The sequence below is a fragment of the Sulfurimonas sp. NW7 genome, from assembly GCF_051132265.1.
GTDB lineage: Bacteria > Campylobacterota > Campylobacteria > Campylobacterales > Sulfurimonadaceae > Sulfurimonas > Sulfurimonas hydrogeniphila.
In genome coordinates this window covers 1,282,564-1,298,227 of the sequence record NZ_CP093235.1, presented here as the reverse complement: position 1 = coordinate 1,298,227, position 15,664 = coordinate 1,282,564, and the positions used below count along the sequence as shown (strand labels likewise).

General features: G+C 36.9%; 14 protein-coding genes. 8 read left to right on the top strand and 6 right to left on the bottom strand.

The genetic code is table 11. The features are described 5' to 3' along the window. Positions 1–10: 10 nt before the first annotated feature. The 4 genes from MLC35_RS06790 to MLC35_RS06775 all read right to left on the bottom strand — a co-directional run bounded on the left by MLC35_RS06790 (position 11) and on the right by MLC35_RS06775 (position 2,759). Positions 11–457 carry a hypothetical protein gene (locus MLC35_RS06790; RefSeq protein WP_346388835.1) on the bottom strand — a complete coding sequence of 149 codons (447 nt, stop codon included), beginning with the start codon at positions 455–457 and terminating at the stop codon, positions 11–13. Next, on the bottom strand, positions 441–923 hold the full coding sequence (locus MLC35_RS06785) for a hypothetical protein (RefSeq protein ID WP_434636293.1): 483 nt from the start codon (positions 921–923) through the stop codon (positions 441–443). Before MLC35_RS06785 ends, MLC35_RS06790 begins: the two co-directional genes overlap by 17 nt. Beyond that, positions 924–1,445 (bottom strand): FMN-binding protein, encoded by a 522-nt coding sequence (locus MLC35_RS06780; RefSeq protein WP_151900178.1) that lies wholly within the window; start codon positions 1,443–1,445, stop codon positions 924–926. It lies immediately after the preceding gene. 108 nt (positions 1,446–1,553) lie between these two features. Further along, positions 1,554–2,759 carry a porin gene (locus MLC35_RS06775; RefSeq protein WP_434636291.1) on the bottom strand — a complete coding sequence of 402 codons (1,206 nt, stop codon included), beginning with the start codon at positions 2,757–2,759 and terminating at the stop codon, positions 1,554–1,556. Between the two features lie 158 nt (positions 2,760–2,917). On the opposite strand from MLC35_RS06775, the gene MLC35_RS06770 reads away from it, so the two are divergent. The 5 genes from MLC35_RS06770 to nspC are packed head-to-tail and all read left to right on the top strand — an operon-like array spanning position 2,918 to position 8,151. Next, the gene (locus MLC35_RS06770) at positions 2,918–3,640 is read left to right on the top strand and encodes a DUF695 domain-containing protein (protein WP_434636289.1); all 723 of its coding nucleotides are present in this window, start codon (positions 2,918–2,920) and stop codon (positions 3,638–3,640) included. After that, a complete protein-coding gene (locus tag MLC35_RS06765; RefSeq protein ID WP_434636287.1) occupies positions 3,633–5,462 on the top strand; it encodes an MFS transporter in 1,830 nt (609 codons plus the stop codon). Before MLC35_RS06770 ends, MLC35_RS06765 begins: the two co-directional genes overlap by 8 nt. Beyond that, complete coding sequence (locus MLC35_RS06760; RefSeq protein WP_418640389.1) at positions 5,449–5,814, top strand: diacylglycerol kinase; 366 nt, start codon at positions 5,449–5,451, stop codon at positions 5,812–5,814. Before MLC35_RS06765 ends, MLC35_RS06760 begins: the two co-directional genes overlap by 14 nt. Before the next feature lie 11 nt (positions 5,815–5,825). Beyond that, entirely contained in the window at positions 5,826–7,007 is a 1,182-nt protein-coding gene (locus MLC35_RS06755; RefSeq protein ID WP_418640388.1) for a saccharopine dehydrogenase family protein, read from the top strand. Between the two features lie 4 nt (positions 7,008–7,011). Next, entirely contained in the window at positions 7,012–8,151 is a 1,140-nt protein-coding gene (gene nspC, locus MLC35_RS06750; protein WP_434636284.1) for a carboxynorspermidine decarboxylase, read from the top strand. 4 nt (positions 8,152–8,155) lie between these two features. Here the strand turns inward: nspC and MLC35_RS06745 are convergent, their stop codons facing one another. Beyond that, positions 8,156–9,112, bottom strand: a complete 957-nt coding sequence (locus MLC35_RS06745; protein WP_434636283.1) for a hypothetical protein — start codon at positions 9,110–9,112, stop codon at positions 8,156–8,158. Between the two features lie 130 nt (positions 9,113–9,242). On the opposite strand from MLC35_RS06745, the gene MLC35_RS06740 reads away from it, so the two are divergent. Beyond that, positions 9,243–9,797: a class I SAM-dependent methyltransferase gene (locus MLC35_RS06740; RefSeq protein ID WP_418640385.1), complete on the top strand. Its 555-nt coding sequence runs from the start codon at positions 9,243–9,245 to the stop codon at positions 9,795–9,797. 34 nt (positions 9,798–9,831) lie between these two features. Next, positions 9,832–10,434, top strand: coding sequence for a 3-methyladenine DNA glycosylase (locus MLC35_RS06735; protein WP_346388827.1), 603 nt, complete (start codon positions 9,832–9,834; stop codon positions 10,432–10,434). Here MLC35_RS06735 and recO read toward each other — a convergent pair. Next, on the bottom strand, positions 10,429–11,046 hold the full coding sequence (gene recO / locus MLC35_RS06730; RefSeq protein ID WP_418640384.1) for a recombination protein RecO: 618 nt from the start codon (positions 11,044–11,046) through the stop codon (positions 10,429–10,431). The genes MLC35_RS06735 and recO overlap by 6 nt on opposite strands. 178 nt (positions 11,047–11,224) lie before the next feature. Here recO and gltB point away from each other — a divergent pair, with 178 nt between their 5' ends. Further along, positions 11,225–15,664, top strand: coding sequence for a glutamate synthase large subunit (gene gltB / locus MLC35_RS06725; protein ID WP_151901508.1), 4,440 nt, complete (start codon positions 11,225–11,227; stop codon positions 15,662–15,664).

Genomic DNA, 15,664 nt, shown 5'->3' with positions numbered 1-15,664 from the left:
TTGTAGCCAATTAATCATATAAAATACTTTTAAAGAGTATAAACAAAGTATACAATATGACAATTTCAAAGAAAAAAAATGAAAATATTTTTAAAAATGCAAGCGATTCAAAACCGTTTATAAGAGCAAACGGTGTAAAAATTTCTAAAAATGAGAGTATAAACAGAGCAGATGTAAGCAGTCGCAGTTCTCTTGTTCTTTTTTTGTGTGTAAAGAGTAAAAAGTGCACAGTCACCATTACGAAAAGTCCAAAGGCAAAAATATGCGGCAAGATGATTTTCAGTATGCCGCCTGGTGTTTTAGGTGCTATGAAAAGTGCTTCATTTCCAAGATAGTATGTTAATACACCTTCGGTCGTGAAGCCGATTTTGGATGCAAAAAGAATACTGCTGCTTATAAGAAGGAGTATTGAAAAGAGAATAAAGTAAAATATAGCAAGGTTATAGGCTTTTTGCAAAATTAAGGCTCCATAATGAATAAATAACCATGTAAAATGCACACAAATGCCATAAATAATATGTTACAAGATAAATATACACAAAAAAAGGATGTATATAATATGAAAGCGTAAGGGCAATGAGCATAATCAGCGCACTTGTCATCACACTGTTAAGACAAAAAAGTTTAAGAGTGTCATTTGCGGCTAAGCGGATAAATATAGCACTGAGTGTGAGAAGTATCATCATCATGAAAAATATTTTGGTATGAATATATTCCAAAAACGAGGCTTCGGAGATGGGTTCGAGGAAATTTTCTTCATTTCCAAAAAGTGTGAATTTTACCTGTTCATAAAAAAGACCAAAGTTGCTGGAATCTACAAAAACTTCAGCAGCAAAATACAAAAGCATGAAAACGAGCAAGCCGTTGAGCATAGGTTTGATCGATGAATCTTTCTTTAAGTCTTTTATAAGAGTAAAACGCAATTATTTATCCTTATAGAGCATATTGTATATGGCAAATGCTATACGCGAACCATCAGTAAGACTCTTTGCGCTCATTGTTGCACCTGAGATATTTGTTATTTCACGATTGAGTTTTAACAACTTGTCAGTTTTTTTGTTTTTAAACTGTTGCGTCCATCTTTTTGGCGGAAGATATTCCAGTGTTTCATTAAAGGCAATGACTTCTATCCCCTGCAAAACAGAGTCTTTGAAAAAATAGAGTGTTACTGCATTTTTGGAACGAACTTTTCTGTTAACAAGTATGCCGTATCCTAATATTTTTCCGTTTTTTTCGGCTATATATACTCTGTAGATTTTTGTAGTCAGTTTTACACCTGCATTTTTTTGTACTGTTTTAAATTTTTCATGGGTCAGAATAATATTCTTCTTGGTAATTGTTGCATTAAGATCAAAATTTTCTTTCATTGCATCAATAGGAGATACAAGGAGTTGGGCTGATAGCTGTTGTGTCAATAGCAGTATAAATAGTGAAATATATTTCATAGCTTAATTCTTTAAATATTTTATTTTTAAAATTCTAGCAAAATAATTGGGGTTTTGCAGTAAAATTGCTGCAAAACCTTATAAAGGAGAAAATATGTCCGAATGTTTTTAAAAAACAAAACCTAAAGATATGCCGGTAATGTTCCCTGTCGCCGCATTGTCTGAGACAACATACTCAGCTTTAAGGACTACCTGCTCATGTGGGAAAAAGTTAATCCCAAGTGTCATATCTGTTATGGCATCACCTGCAGTTCCGCCGTTGCTTACTTCTGATTGCGGATTATATCGTTCATATTGCACAAAAAGAGGTGTTTTTTTGTCTGTACCTATTAAAGAGGCAATATTGTAACTTGCATTTAAGAAACCGCCGTAATTTGCTGTAACCTGTTGACTTGCATTTGTATCAAGTCTTTTGTTTTGTGCATAGGTACCGTAAATTCTTGCTGCGCCTATTTTGTAGTCAAGATGAACATCTACCATAAGCAAATCTTTTGAAAAGTATGATGAAGCACCGATAAGCAAACCGCTTTTTCCGGTGTAGTCAACTCTTATCTGTCCTGCTGCATCCGGATTTTTCACTAAACGCCCGCTGCCGCGGCCGTTTCTTACCCACTTGTCCCCGGTATCCGTTATCTGCAGTGCTGTGACTATAGAGGCTTTGTACTCTATGCCATCTGCAATTTCACCGTAAACCATTGCCCCTGAAGTATTCCATGTAGTCGGAATAATATACTTCGCTGTATTTGGACGCTGTATCGTTGTAAAGAGTGTCGGTTCGTGCTGTTCATTCATTAAACCCATCGGGAGCAAGAAGTTACCAAGACGTGCATTGAAGTTTTTGTTCCCGATGAAGTCAAGGTACATAAATTCAACAGCTACAGTATCACCGGTCGCACCTGTACTGGTAGCTTTTACTCCGCCGCCTTCATACTCAATTTCCGAGTTTAAAATGATATTGTCAGCAAACTTATATCCAAAATATGTTATAAATCTTTTTATCTGTGTTTCAGAACCAGCCTTTTGTGTACTTGAATAATACATTTCACCGTATCCGCCGATACTTAACGGTGATTTTGAGTAGTAAACTTTAGAAGCAGCACTACCTAGACCGGTATAACGCTTTTTCTCATCAACTTTGGTATAATTAAAGCCGGTTTTTAAATCACTTGTTTCATCAACAAGAATCTGTGTCATTTCTTTGAGATCTTTCACTTCCTGTTGAAGCTTGAGAATATCTGTTTTGTCATCCCCGAAAGAGGCACTGCTTACCAGTAACATGCTTGCTAATACTAGTGATACGTTTGTTTTTTTCATTTTTTTATCCTTTTTGTTGATTGTGATATTTACTATCAAAATCTTTTTGATGCGGAAATTATATACTTTTTCTTTTTAAATATTCTTAATTTTAATAATTATTATCGATATTAAAGAATAATCTTTGATATAATAAAGAAAAAAAAGATTGAGAGTTTATGAGAGAAATATTTTTAAGAAATGAAGACGGTAATCAAGTGTCGATAGAAGTAGATTTAAATGCTTATGCATATAGTAACAAGTACGGATGGCTGCTTAGTGTATTTATAAAGTTTGATGCTTTGGATGAAAGCGCAGAGGGCTTTGAAGAGTTTTTGGATGTAAAAGAATCTTTGATTATAACTCTTGAACATGAAGACAAAGCAAAGTACGTCGGTTCAAGAGTTGTAGATGGATGGAGTGAGCTCTATTTTTACGCGGCTGACTCAAAAGGCTTGGATGCTGCAGTGGCAAATATGCTAAAACCAGCTCATTATATTTATGAAAGCAATGTAGTCCGTGATACAAAATGGGATTTTCATTATAAAAACCTTGCTCCGAATGATTTGGAACTGTGTCATATAGAAAGCGAAAAAATTATTTTTTTACTCAAAGAAGAAGGCGATAATTTAGAAATTCCAAGAGCAGTGGAACATTATGTTTCATTTACAACACCTACGCAAAAAAATAAATTTTTAAACTCTTTATCTCTTGAAGGCTTTAGTTTTAAAGACGAAATAAGCAGTGATGAATTTGAAAACGGTATTGCTCTTGTGAAAACACATGCAGTAACTACAGAGGAAGTAAGAAAAGTTGTTAATGAACTTTTTGAAGCAATAAAAAAAGAGCAGGGCTATTATGAAGGATGGAGTACGCTTTTAGCACAAGAAGAAAATGTTTAAAATAGCAGGTGTTATCAATTATCTTGCAGTGGTTTTTCTGAATGCTTTTACAGATCTCGGGCATAAAATCATTATACAAAACACGATATTTAAGGTTTATGACGGAAGTACACAAATTGTCTTGACGGCAATCGTTAATGCCTTGGTTTTACTTCCTTTTATTTTGATTTTTTCTCCTTCGGGTTTCTTGGCAGACAGATTTGCCAAAAACAAAATTATGGAGTATGCTGCTCTTTTTGCGGTGATTATTACCCTTGGTATTACCTATGCCTATTATCATGGGTATTTTGTTTTTGCTTTTATTTTAACCTTTTTGCTTGCCATGCAGAGTGCAATTTACGGCCCGGCGAAATACGGATATATAAAAGAGTTGGTTGGTGTGAAATTTCTCAGCAGTGCCAACAGTGCTGTTCAGGCAATCACAACCGTTGCGATCCTTGGCGGTATTATTTTTTATACGGTTTTATTTGAGGGAATGTACAGGGATACTTTGGTAACAGAGTCCCAAATTTTGCAAACTGTTGCGCCTCTGGGCTGGCTTTTGGTGATCGGTTCGATAATTGAGTGGTTTTTAGCCTCAAAACTGCCAAATAAAATGATAGAAGCGAGCAAACGGGATTTTCGCTTAAAAAAGTATGTGAGCGGTGTCTATTTGTTCAGAAACATTAAAACAGTCAGAAGAAACAGAGAAATCTTTGATGCGATTATCGCACTCAGTCTTTTCTGGTCAATATCACAGGTTGTTTTGGCTGTATTTGGCGAATATGCAAAAGATGAGCTACATGTAACCAACACTATTTATGTGCAAGGTGTGATGGCACTTGCAGGTATAGGCATTGTTGTCGGATCAGTTATGGTTGCAAAACTCTCAAGATTTTATATCAATGTCGGTTTGGCGGGGATAGGGGCAACCATTATAACGCTTATTGTTTTGAGTGTGCCGTTTTTGCATTCTATGACATTCATTGCAATTATGTTTACACTCTTTGGTATTTTTGCGGCATTTATTTTGGTACCGTTAAATGCAAGAATTCAGTATCTGGCTTCACGTGTACATCTTGGAATTATTTTGGCAGCAAATAATTTTATACAAAACATATTTATGTTTACTTTTTTATTGTTGACAACGGTATTCGCATATTTCGGGATGAATGCTGAACTGCTTTTTTATTTTATGGGGATGATAGGCATTTATCTGATACGTAATTTATATAAAAGATATGTAGTAGAGATGTTTTTTTCACTCATGGGTCTTATTGCAGCATTAAGACATAAATATATTTACACAGGGTTGGAAAATATCCCGCAAAATAAAGCTGTGTTGCTGCTTGGCAACCATGTCAGCTGGCTTGACTGGATTTTATTGCAGCTTCCAATAGCAAGACGAATAAATTATATGATGGACAAAGATATTTATAACTGGAAATTTTTTCACGCTGTTTTTAAAAAGGGAGAAGCAATCCCTCTTTCGCCAAGAGCTTTTAAAGATGCCATCAAAGAGGCACATAAAAGATTAAAAAAAGGCAGCATTGTCGCTTTGTTTCCCGAAGGCGAAATATCACAGGACGGAAATATACATGAGTTTAAGAGAGGTTATGAGCTGATTCCAAAAGATTATGAGGGTGTTATTGTTCCTTTTTATATAGATAAAGGTATATTTGGCAGTTCTTTTGCAAAATATAGGCCAAAAGGTGCCAAAAGGAATATTTTTAAGCGCAGAGTAGTTAAAATCTATTTTGGAAATCCTCTGCCGATTGATACAAAAGCAAAAGAGTTACGGGATATAATTTTACAAATGAGAGAAAAATATGAAGCTGAATAAACCAAAACATAATCTTTATAAAAATGGTATGTATGCAGTAGAGGGTTTTATAGATATAGTGAAAAATGAAACATCATTTAAGTGGCAGCTTTTTATGCTTGCGGTGATGGGTATTGTTGCCTGGAGTTTGCCGGTAGGTTTTGTACACTCAAGTATCCTTTTTATTTCACTGTTTATACCTGTGTTGGCAGAAGTCGCAAACAGTGCCATTGAAAGAGTTGTGGATTTGGTGACTAACGAGTATCATATTTTGGCAAAACAGGCAAAAGATGCCGGTGCGACTTTAGTTCTGTTAAGCTTATTGGTTACACTTATGATATGGATTTTTACATTAGCTGATGCTTTAGTATAGGGAGAATTATAATGAATACAACGTTAATAATAGGTGCGGGCGGCGTAAGCCGTGTCGTTGTGCATAAATGTGTACAGAATGCAGAGGTATTTGGAAAAATAGTACTTGCAAGCAGAACAAAATCAAAATGCGATGATATTAAATCAGAACTGCCAGATGCAGATATAGAAACCTATGCGCTTGATGCCGACAATACGCAGGAGATAGCAGATTTGATAAATAAAGTGCAGGCGGATATAGTTATCAATGTGGCACTTCCTTACCAGGACCTAACAATTATGGACGCCTGTATTGTAACAAAAACAGATTATTTGGACACTGCAAACTATGAACATCCCGATGAGGCAAAATTTGAGTATAAACTGCAATGGGAAAAAGATGAAGCCTTCAAAGAAGCAGGTATTATGGGTTTGCTTGGCAGCGGTTTTGACCCGGGTGTGACAAATGTTTTTTGTGCCTATGCGCAAAAACACTATTTTGACGAAATTCATACTATTGATATTCTTGATTGCAATGCAGGTGATCACGGCTATCCTTTTGCAACAAACTTCAATCCTGAGATCAATCTTCGTGAAGTTTCTGCAAACGGGCGATACTGGGAAAACGGCAAATGGATAGAAACAGAGCCGATGGAGATAAAAATGGTCTGGGATTATCCTGAAATCGGACCTAAAGATTCTTATCTGCTTTATCATGAAGAGATGGAATCCCTTGTCAAGCATATAAAAGGGCTTAAGCGTATTCGGTTTTTTATGACCTTTGGCGAGAGTTATCTTACGCATATGAAGTGTCTTGAAAATGTAGGCATGCTGGGAATTGAGCCGATTGAGCATCAGGGGCAACAAATTGTTCCGATAGAGTTTTTAAAAACACTGCTCCCTGATCCGGCTTCTCTTGGTCCCCGTACAAAAGGAAAAACAAATATCGGTATTGTGGCAGAGGGCATAAAAGACGGCAAAAAGAAAAAAATCTATATTTATCAGGTAAGTGATCATGAAGCATGCTATAAAGAGGTGAACTCTCAGGCTGTCTCTTATACGACGGGAGTTCCTGCGATGATAGGTGCAAAGTTGATGCTTGAAAAAGTCTGGTACAAAACAGGGGTGCATAATATGGAAGAGTTTGATCCTGATCCGTTTATGGAAGAGCTCAATAAACAGGGATTGCCTTGGAAGATTCAAGAACTAGACTAAACAAATGAATCCAATTAAAACACCGTGTTATATATGCGAGGAAACCCTTTTAGAAAAGAATCTGCAAACTTTAGCGTATGTGCAAGAACAAAGCGGTGCCAAAATTATTTTGGCACTCAAGGGCTTTGCAATGTGGAGCACTTTTGAACTGGTGGCAAAATATTTAAAAGGCTGTACAGCCAGTGGTCTGTATGAGGCAAAACTTGCCCGTGAAGAATTTTGCAAATACAACCCGGATGCAGAAGTGCATACTTATTCTCCGGCATATAAAGATGATGAGATTGAAGAAATAGCCAAAATATCTGATCATATAGTCTTTAATTCTCCAAATCAATTGGAAAAATATATTTGGAAAGTCAAAGAAATCAATAAAAATATTCATGTTTCTCTGAGAATAAACCCTGAAGTCTCTTCTTCTCCAGTCGATATATACAACCCCTGCGGTTTGTACAGCAGACTGGGAACAACTCTGCAGAATTTTGATGAAAAACTGCTTGAAAAGATAGACGGACTCAATTTTCATGCGCTTTGTGAGCAAAATGCAGATGCGCTTGAACAGGTTTTAGCGGCTTTTGAAGATAAATTCGGAAGATATTTGAAAAATTTGCAATATATTAATTTTGGCGGAGGACATCACATAACCAAAAAAGGCTATGATATAGAGAAACTTGTTTGGATAATCAAAGAATTTCGTAAAAAATATAATATTGATGTCTATTTGGAACCCGGAGAGGCCGTCGGTTGGGAAACAGGATATCTGCAGTCAACAGTATTGGATGTTTTTCAAAACGGTATGAATATTGCCATTCTTGACACCTCTGCAGAAGCACATATGCCTGATACACTGGCAATGCCGTATCGTGCCCAAGTAAGAAATGCAGGCATAGCAAATGAAAAAAAATATACCTACCGTTTAGGCGGAAACACCTGTCTTGCGGGTGACATCATGGGGGATTACTCTTTTGATTCCCCTTTACATGTAGGAGATACTGTTATATTTGAAGATCAAATTCATTATACTTTTGTCAAAAATACCACCTTTAATGGTGTGAAACTTCCTTCTTTGGTGATAAAGCGCAAAAACGGAACAATTGAACTTGTAAAAGAGTTTGGATATGAAGATTACAAAAACAGACTTTCATGAACTTTTAGTCAAAATCGCCAAAATAAAGATTTATTAAAAATGCAATTGCATAATTTGCTTTGTAACTGTTTTCCTTGTGAAAGTTTACAGAGGGACTGATCTGATAAAAAAACCATTTTTTCCATATGTTTTTTCTAAAAGTCAAAACTGTAGCATAATTATTTATACCGCTGTATTTTTTAGAAGACTGTTCTGTTGTATATTCTGTATTGCCGGAAAATATTTCAGATATACTTAGGATGTTTTTTTTGTTAAAGTTCCAATAGTATTGTGCCGAGATATCATAGTCCATTCCCTTTACCTTTGTTTTTGTTTCTCTGTGTAAGGTGAGCCTTAACAGTGATCTGTCTGTAAGTGTATTGTCGAAATAGATGAAAGTTCTTTCTGTAAAACTCTCTTTACTCGAATACTCAAAAATCTGCATAGGTTCGATTTTCCAGTTTTTTGCAATAAAAACTTTATAATATCGTGCTCTGACAAACGGATAAAAGCCTCTGATTCCAATGGAATACCTGCTTTGGATCTCGTAACTGTCTGATCTGAAATAGTTGAGACCAAGTTCTGTGGCAGCATTTTTGTCTATTATGTTTTTGTTTTCATTGATGCCTGAGATAAAAAGATTAAGCTTCTGATTTGTTCTTTTGAGGGCAATGTTGGCATTTATGTTCAGGGTACTTTTTTCTTTGTATTTTGACTGAAATTGTGTATTTAGATTTACACTGACAAATGATTTTTCTGTTTCATTGAAATATTTTTCATTTTTAAAAAAATCATCATAGCTATTTTGTGCTTTTTTTCCTGTAAACAGTTTGCTGATCGTCTGATCAAGGGTGTCTGAATAGCCTGTGACTTTGTCAGAAATTATTTTATGCGCAGTATCAAGATACGATGAATTTGTATCTATGGATTCGGCACGGAGCACACAAAGTAAGAAAACAAATAAAAATAAAAAAAATTTCATACTAAAGCTTCCTGAAAATAATGTATGTTTGTTTTATCGGTTCAAGGTGTATACAAAAAAATTTCAATATAATAGCATATAAAGTTTATGCTGAGTAACTCCGAAACTCTTAAGATAAGAAAGGTTGAGAATGATAGAAGATAAAGAACGTTGGAATATTCGCCATGTAGAGAAGCCGATGCGAAAAAATGTAGAACCGATAGTTGAAAAGTATATAGATTGTGCAGCAGGAGACAGAGCCTTGGATATTGCCTGCGGAATTGGCAGAAATACGCACTTTTTAGCAGAAAAAGGTTTTGAAGTTGATGCTGTGGATTTTAGTGATTATGCACTTTCTCAGATAAAAGATGATGAGAAAGTAAATAAAATAGAAGCTGACCTGGACAGTTATAATTTAGAGAAAAATACGTACGATCTCATTATCAATATTAACTATTTGAGCAGAAGGTTGTTGCCGCAGATCAAAGAAGCTCTCAAGCCGAACGGCCTGTTGATTTTTGAAACTTTTATTGTGGCACACGGCGATTTTAATCAGCCGGCAAACCCTGAATACCTTTTGCGTACAAATGAATTGCTGCATGCTTTTATCGGGCTTGATATTATCTACTATGAAGAAAAAGACGAAGTGAATCTGCGAGGCGAAGATACCCGTGTAGCCTCTCTTGTGGCAAGAAAGAGATGTTAGATTTTTAGAAGTACCCATTTAGATAAAGGTTTACATGTACACAAATTCTCTGCAGATATATGATTTTTTAGAAGCAAAAAACCTGTTGCAGTATTCGCCGAAATTGTGGTGGCCCAATGCGGGAACCTTTGAAGTTGTTGCAGGTGCTGTATTGACGCAAAACACAACATGGAAAAATGTTGAAAAGTCTTTAAAGAATTTAGACATGTTTTTGGATTTGAACAGTTTTGCCGCTTTGGATGCAGACGTCTTAAAAGAGAAGATTCGTCCAAGCGGATTCTATAACCAAAAAGCACCAAGGCTTTTGCAGCTTGCAAAAAACATTCAAAATGAATTTGGTGATTTTGCATCTTTTCAAAAAGAGGTAAGCAGAGAGTGGCTTTTACTGCAAAAAGGCATCGGACAGGAGAGTGCGGACGCTATTCTCTGTTATGCCTGTTTTAGAGATGAGATGGTTGTAGACAGTTATACAAAAAGGCTGTTAAAGAGTTTTGACATAGAGTTTAAAAATTATATGCAGTATAAAGAATTTTTGGAATCAGGCATAAAAGAGGCCTTTACATGTAAAGATTTAAACCTTATATATGCCCGATATCATGGCATGATAGTAGAATACAACAAAATATGTAAATTATAAACCTTCAAGCAGAACATTCCAGAGCCGATTTACTTCCTGGTTGTCTAAAAAAAGAGAAGATTTGTTTTTAAAGAGTTCTTTTAGTCCTTTTTTGTTGATTGCGAGCGTATGCGAACACTGTTCATGCGTTGGAAGATATGCACGCAAGAGCGAGACATCCCCATCAATTTTTTTGGAACATAAAAAGCAGTGCATATCTTTATGCAGCCGTCCTTCATGCTCCAAAAGTTTGGTATAGGCTTCAATAGCTACGCGTTTGGGGTTTTGTCTGTTCCAGTTTTGTGAAGCTTCCTCAATTAAATCAAAATAAAAAGAACCAATATCTTCAGAGTCTTTCAAGTGCTTATAGAAAAGCCCTAAAAAATCCTGCCATAATCGCAAAAGATTATAATCATTTATCCAGCTGTATCCAATGTGTATAACATCTTTAAGTCTTGATATAGTGGATTTTGCCGAGTTTTCGACTTCATAATCAATTTTAAAACCTATATTTATCACACCATGGCGTGCACCGTAGAATCTGTAAAGGGTATCTAAGCTGTTTTGAGATAAAATATTTACTATTAAATCTTCGTCTTTGACGCGATTTAAATTAATGATAAAACCTTGCACCTAATTGCTTCCTATATACACACTTTTTAATTTTTTTTAAAATATTTTACACTTATTATGCTTATTTAAACCAAAAGAAAGTATAATTTACATGCTTTGTCTAAATAGACTAAGTTTCTTTAAAAAGAGATTAAATTTATATGTTTTGCATATAAAATTTACAAATTTGGGAGTTGAAATGGTTGAACATCATGATTTATTAAGATCATTTAAGGATAATTGCGGTTTTGGTCTTGTCGCCAACATCAAAAACAAACCTTCACACAAAGTGCTCAATGATGCAGTGACTGCGCTTGAACGCATGATGCACCGTGGTGCTGTTGCTGCAGATGGAAAAACGGGGGACGGAAGCGGTTTACTGCTTTCCATGCCGACTGATTTTCTTAAAAATGAAGCAAAAGAAAAAGGTATAGAATTACCGTCTCAGTTTGCAGTAGCTGTAGTTTTTACCAAAGAAAAAAAGCATTTGCAGACACTGGAATCTATTTGTAACAACAATGATTTAAAAGTGGTTTTACACCGTGATGTTCCAATTGACACCAATGCTCTAGGAGACCAGGCACTGGCTTCACTGCCTCACATCGTACAGCTTTTCATTGTTCCTAATTCAATCATGGCCACAAACAGATTTGATGCACTTTTATATCTTTCACGCAAAGAAGCAGAACATGAAATGATTTCTGAAAGAGATTTCTATATAGCATCTATGAGTTCGAAAGTGCTATCGTATAAAGGGCTTGTTATGCCTACGCATATCAAAGAATTTTACAAAGATCTGCAGAATGAAAATTTTAAAATCTCTTTTTCACTTTTTCATCAAAGATTTTCAACAAATACACTCCCTGAATGGCGTCTTGCACAGCCGTTTCGTGCTGTAGCGCATAATGGAGAAATCAACTCTGTTGAAGCCAACCGCATTAATGTGGCTATAAAATCTGAATCAATAAAAAGCGAAGTATTCAGCGACGAAGAAATTAAAAGACTGCTTCCTATCCTGCAGCCCGGTGCTTCTGACAGTGCTTCAGCCGATAACTTTTTTGAATTTTTAATTGTAAACGGTATGGACTTTTTCAAAGCTGTCCGTGCAGTGATTCCTCCGGCATGGCAGAACGCACCGCATATGGATCCTGAATTACGAGCTTTTTATGAATATCATTCAACTGTATTTGAAGCATGGGACGGTCCGGCTGCATTTTCAGTAACAGACGGACGATATATAGGCTGTGTACTTGACAGAAACGGTTTGCGTCCATCAAAATACATCGTAACAAAAGATGACAACCTTCTGATAGCTTCCGAGTACGGTGTTGTAGATATTCCCGAAGAAGAGATCAAAGAGCGTGGACGTCTGCAGTCAGGGGAAATGATAGGACTTGATCTGAAATTTGGCAAGCTTCTGAAGAGTCAGGAAATTGATGATTATTTAAAAGGTTCCAATCCGTATATGAAGTGGCTGAATGAACATATGATTTATTTGCAGGAACATGTGGAAGAGCAGTATGTTGTATGCAGAGAAGTTGATGAGGCAGATTTGATTGCCAAACAAAGATATTTTAATGTTACGCAGGAAGTTATTGAACAGGTAATCGAACCAATGGTAAAAGAGGCAAAAGAAGCCGTGGGTTCTATGGGTGATGACACACCTCTTGCAGCTTTTTCTAAAAAACAGCGTAATTTTACTGATTTTTTCAAGCAAAAATTTGCACAGGTTACCAATCCGCCAATTGATCCTATTCGTGAAAAAGTTGTAATGAGCTTAAATACCGGTTTTGGTGAAGTGCATAATATTCTGGATGAAATTCCGTCACATGCGCACAGGCTGAAGTCTATTTCTCCGATAATAACGACTGAAAAGTTGGAAGTGCTCAAGTCTTTTGGCAATGATTCCTCTCCAAGATATCAGGAATTTTATAAAAATGCCACATTTTCAACCACCTATATAAGCGATTTGAAAGCCTCTTTGGAAGCATTGGTTCAAAAAGTCATAGCATCGGTTAAAAATGAAGGAACACGCATTGTCATTTTGGATGACAGCGGATTTGACAAGGACAACAAAGTTATTCCGATGGCAATGGCCATAGGCCGTTTGAACTTCGCTTTACTGAACGAAAAGATTCGTCATTTGGTTTCTATTATCGCTACAACGGGAGAAGTCATTGATTCGCACAGTGCTGCAGTACTCCTTGGATATGGTGCTTCGGCAATCCATCCTTATGTATTGTTCGCAACAGTGGCAAACCAGCTTGAAAAATCAAAAGCGTTAAATATGACATTTTCTGAAGCCTATAAATCTGTACACACTGCACTCAACAGCGGACTCTTGAAAATTATGTCCAAAATGGGAATTGCAACAATTGCCTCTTACAGAAATTCCGGTCTTTTTGATGTAATGGGACTGGATAAAACCATAGTAAAAGAGTGCTTTGCAACATCGCATTGTACGCTCAGCGGACTTACCTATGAAGATATAGACGAAAGACTGCAAAAAGCCCATAAAGATGCTTTTAAAACAAACGGTTTTAACAAAATATTTCCTTTGAATATCGGTGGCTACTATAAGTTTTATACAAATCAGGAACATCATGATTTCGGTCCTGCTGTCATTCATGCAATTCATGCTGTTTCCAAACACCCTACACAGGAAAATTTTGATACACTGAAAAACCTTGTGAACAAGCGCGGATTGAAATTTATTCGTGATTTCTTTGACTTGAAATCAGACAGAAAACCGATTGATATATCAGAAGTTGAACCGAAAGAAGCGATTTTCAAACGTTTTGCATCCGCTGCTATGAGTCTTGGCTCCATTTCTCCTGAAGCCCATGAAACAATTGCCATTGCAATGAACAGAATCGGAGCACAGTCAAATTCAGGAGAAGGCGGAGAGGACAAAGCAAGATACAACACAGAGAGAGTTTCCAAAATCAAACAGGTCGCTTCAGGCCGTTTTGGTGTTACTCCGGCGTATCTGAGAAGTGCAGAGGAGATTCAGATTAAAGTTGCACAGGGTGCAAAACCGGGTGAAGGCGGACAGCTTCCGGGGCATAAAGTGACTGCTCTTATCGGAAAGCTTCGTCATACAGTTCCCGGCGTGACACTTATATCACCGCCGCCACACCATGATATTTATTCTATTGAAGATTTGGCACAGTTGATTTTTGATTTGAAGCAGGTCAATCCTGCGGCAAGAATCGCTGTCAAGCTTGTATCTACTGTCGGAGTAGGCACCATTGCTGCGGGTGTGGCAAAAGCCTATGCTGATAAAATTATTATTTCAGGAGGAGACGGTGGTACCGGTGCCGCTCCGCTGACCTCTATCAAATTTGCAGGGAATCCTTGGGAACTCGGATTGTCTGAAGCACATAATGCGCTTAAGGCAAATAATCTGCGTGGACTTGTAGAATTACAGACAGACGGTGGACTAAAAACAGGACTTGATGTTGTTAAAGCTGCTTTGCTGGGTGCGGAGTCTTTTGCTTTCGGTACAGGTGTTTTGACTATTGTAGGCTGTAAAATGCTTCGTATTTGTCATGTCAATAAATGTTCTGTAGGTATTGCAACACAAAACGAAAAACTTCGTGAAGAGTTCTTTAAAGGACATGTTGATCAGGTAATCAATTATTTTACATATTTGGCCGAAGATATCAGAGCCATTATGGCAGAACTTGGATACAGAACCATGGAGGAAATGATAGGCCGTGTGGACCTGCTGAGTGTCAAAGACGATGAATTTGCCAAGAAATTTGATTTCTCGGCAATCCTGCACAGAGAAGAGGGTGTCAATACGCATCAACAGCCGTTTAATCCGCCTTTTGATGATAACAAATTTGAAAAAGATGTTCTCAAAGAGGCGATGAATGCGATTAAACATCCTGAATACCCGATACGCATCAAAAGAGAAATCCAAAATATCCACAGAAGTTTTGGTGCTTTGATATCCGGAGAAATTGCGAAATACTACGGGGATGAAGGACTGAAGCCGGATACAATCAAAATGAATCTCAGCGGTGTAGCCGGACAGGCACTTGGTGCGTTTTTAATTCCGGGTGTTTCGATTTATCTTGACGGCGTTGCAAATGATTATATAGGCAAAGGTATGCACGGAGGAAAAATCATTATTACTTCCAAAAATGAGGGTGAAGAATTTTCAGCAGGCGGTAACACCTGTCTTTATGGTGCTACCGGCGGAAAACTTTATATTTCAGGCAGTGTCGGAGAGCGTTTTGCAGTACGTAATTCCGGAGCCTTTGCTATTGTTGAGGGGACCGGGGACAATGCCTGTGAATATATGACAGGCGGTGTTGTTGTCATTCTGGGACGTACCGGTATTAATTTTGGTGCAGGAATGACAGGAGGCGTGAGCTTTGTCTATGATGAAGATCATGATTTTATTGAAAATGTAAACAGTGAACTTGTGGAAGCTGTAAGAATTGATACAGATGAGGGAGATGAAGCACGACATTACCTCAAACGCCTGCTCAAAGATTATGTAGTAGAAACAAAGAGCAAAAAAGCTGAAGATTTACTGGAAAACTTTAGAGTGGAAGTACGAAACTTCTGGCTGGTAAAACCTAAAAATTTAACAAAATTACCTCTTAATCTAGAGAACGGAGACTAA

What these genes read in the sequence shown, in the direction of transcription:
- nspC (WP_434636284.1), top strand. Translation starts at nt 7,012, where the DNA reads ATGAATCCAATTAAAACACCGTGTTATATATGCGAGGAAACCCTTTTA.
- MLC35_RS06780 (WP_151900178.1), bottom strand. Translation starts at nt 1,445, where the DNA reads ATGAAATATATTTCACTATTTATACTGCTATTGACACAACAGCTATCA.
- MLC35_RS06745 (WP_434636283.1), bottom strand. Translation starts at nt 9,112, where the DNA reads ATGAAATTTTTTTTATTTTTATTTGTTTTCTTACTTTGTGTGCTCCGT.
- MLC35_RS06765 (WP_434636287.1), top strand. Translation starts at nt 3,633, where the DNA reads ATGTTTAAAATAGCAGGTGTTATCAATTATCTTGCAGTGGTTTTTCTG.
- MLC35_RS06760 (WP_418640389.1), top strand. Translation starts at nt 5,449, where the DNA reads ATGAAGCTGAATAAACCAAAACATAATCTTTATAAAAATGGTATGTAT.
- MLC35_RS06735 (WP_346388827.1), top strand. Translation starts at nt 9,832, where the DNA reads ATGTACACAAATTCTCTGCAGATATATGATTTTTTAGAAGCAAAAAAC.
- MLC35_RS06755 (WP_418640388.1), top strand. Translation starts at nt 5,826, where the DNA reads ATGAATACAACGTTAATAATAGGTGCGGGCGGCGTAAGCCGTGTCGTT.
- MLC35_RS06770 (WP_434636289.1), top strand. Translation starts at nt 2,918, where the DNA reads ATGAGAGAAATATTTTTAAGAAATGAAGACGGTAATCAAGTGTCGATA.
- MLC35_RS06775 (WP_434636291.1), bottom strand. Translation starts at nt 2,759, where the DNA reads ATGAAAAAAACAAACGTATCACTAGTATTAGCAAGCATGTTACTGGTA.
- gltB (WP_151901508.1), top strand. Translation starts at nt 11,225, where the DNA reads ATGGTTGAACATCATGATTTATTAAGATCATTTAAGGATAATTGCGGT.
- MLC35_RS06740 (WP_418640385.1), top strand. Translation starts at nt 9,243, where the DNA reads ATGATAGAAGATAAAGAACGTTGGAATATTCGCCATGTAGAGAAGCCG.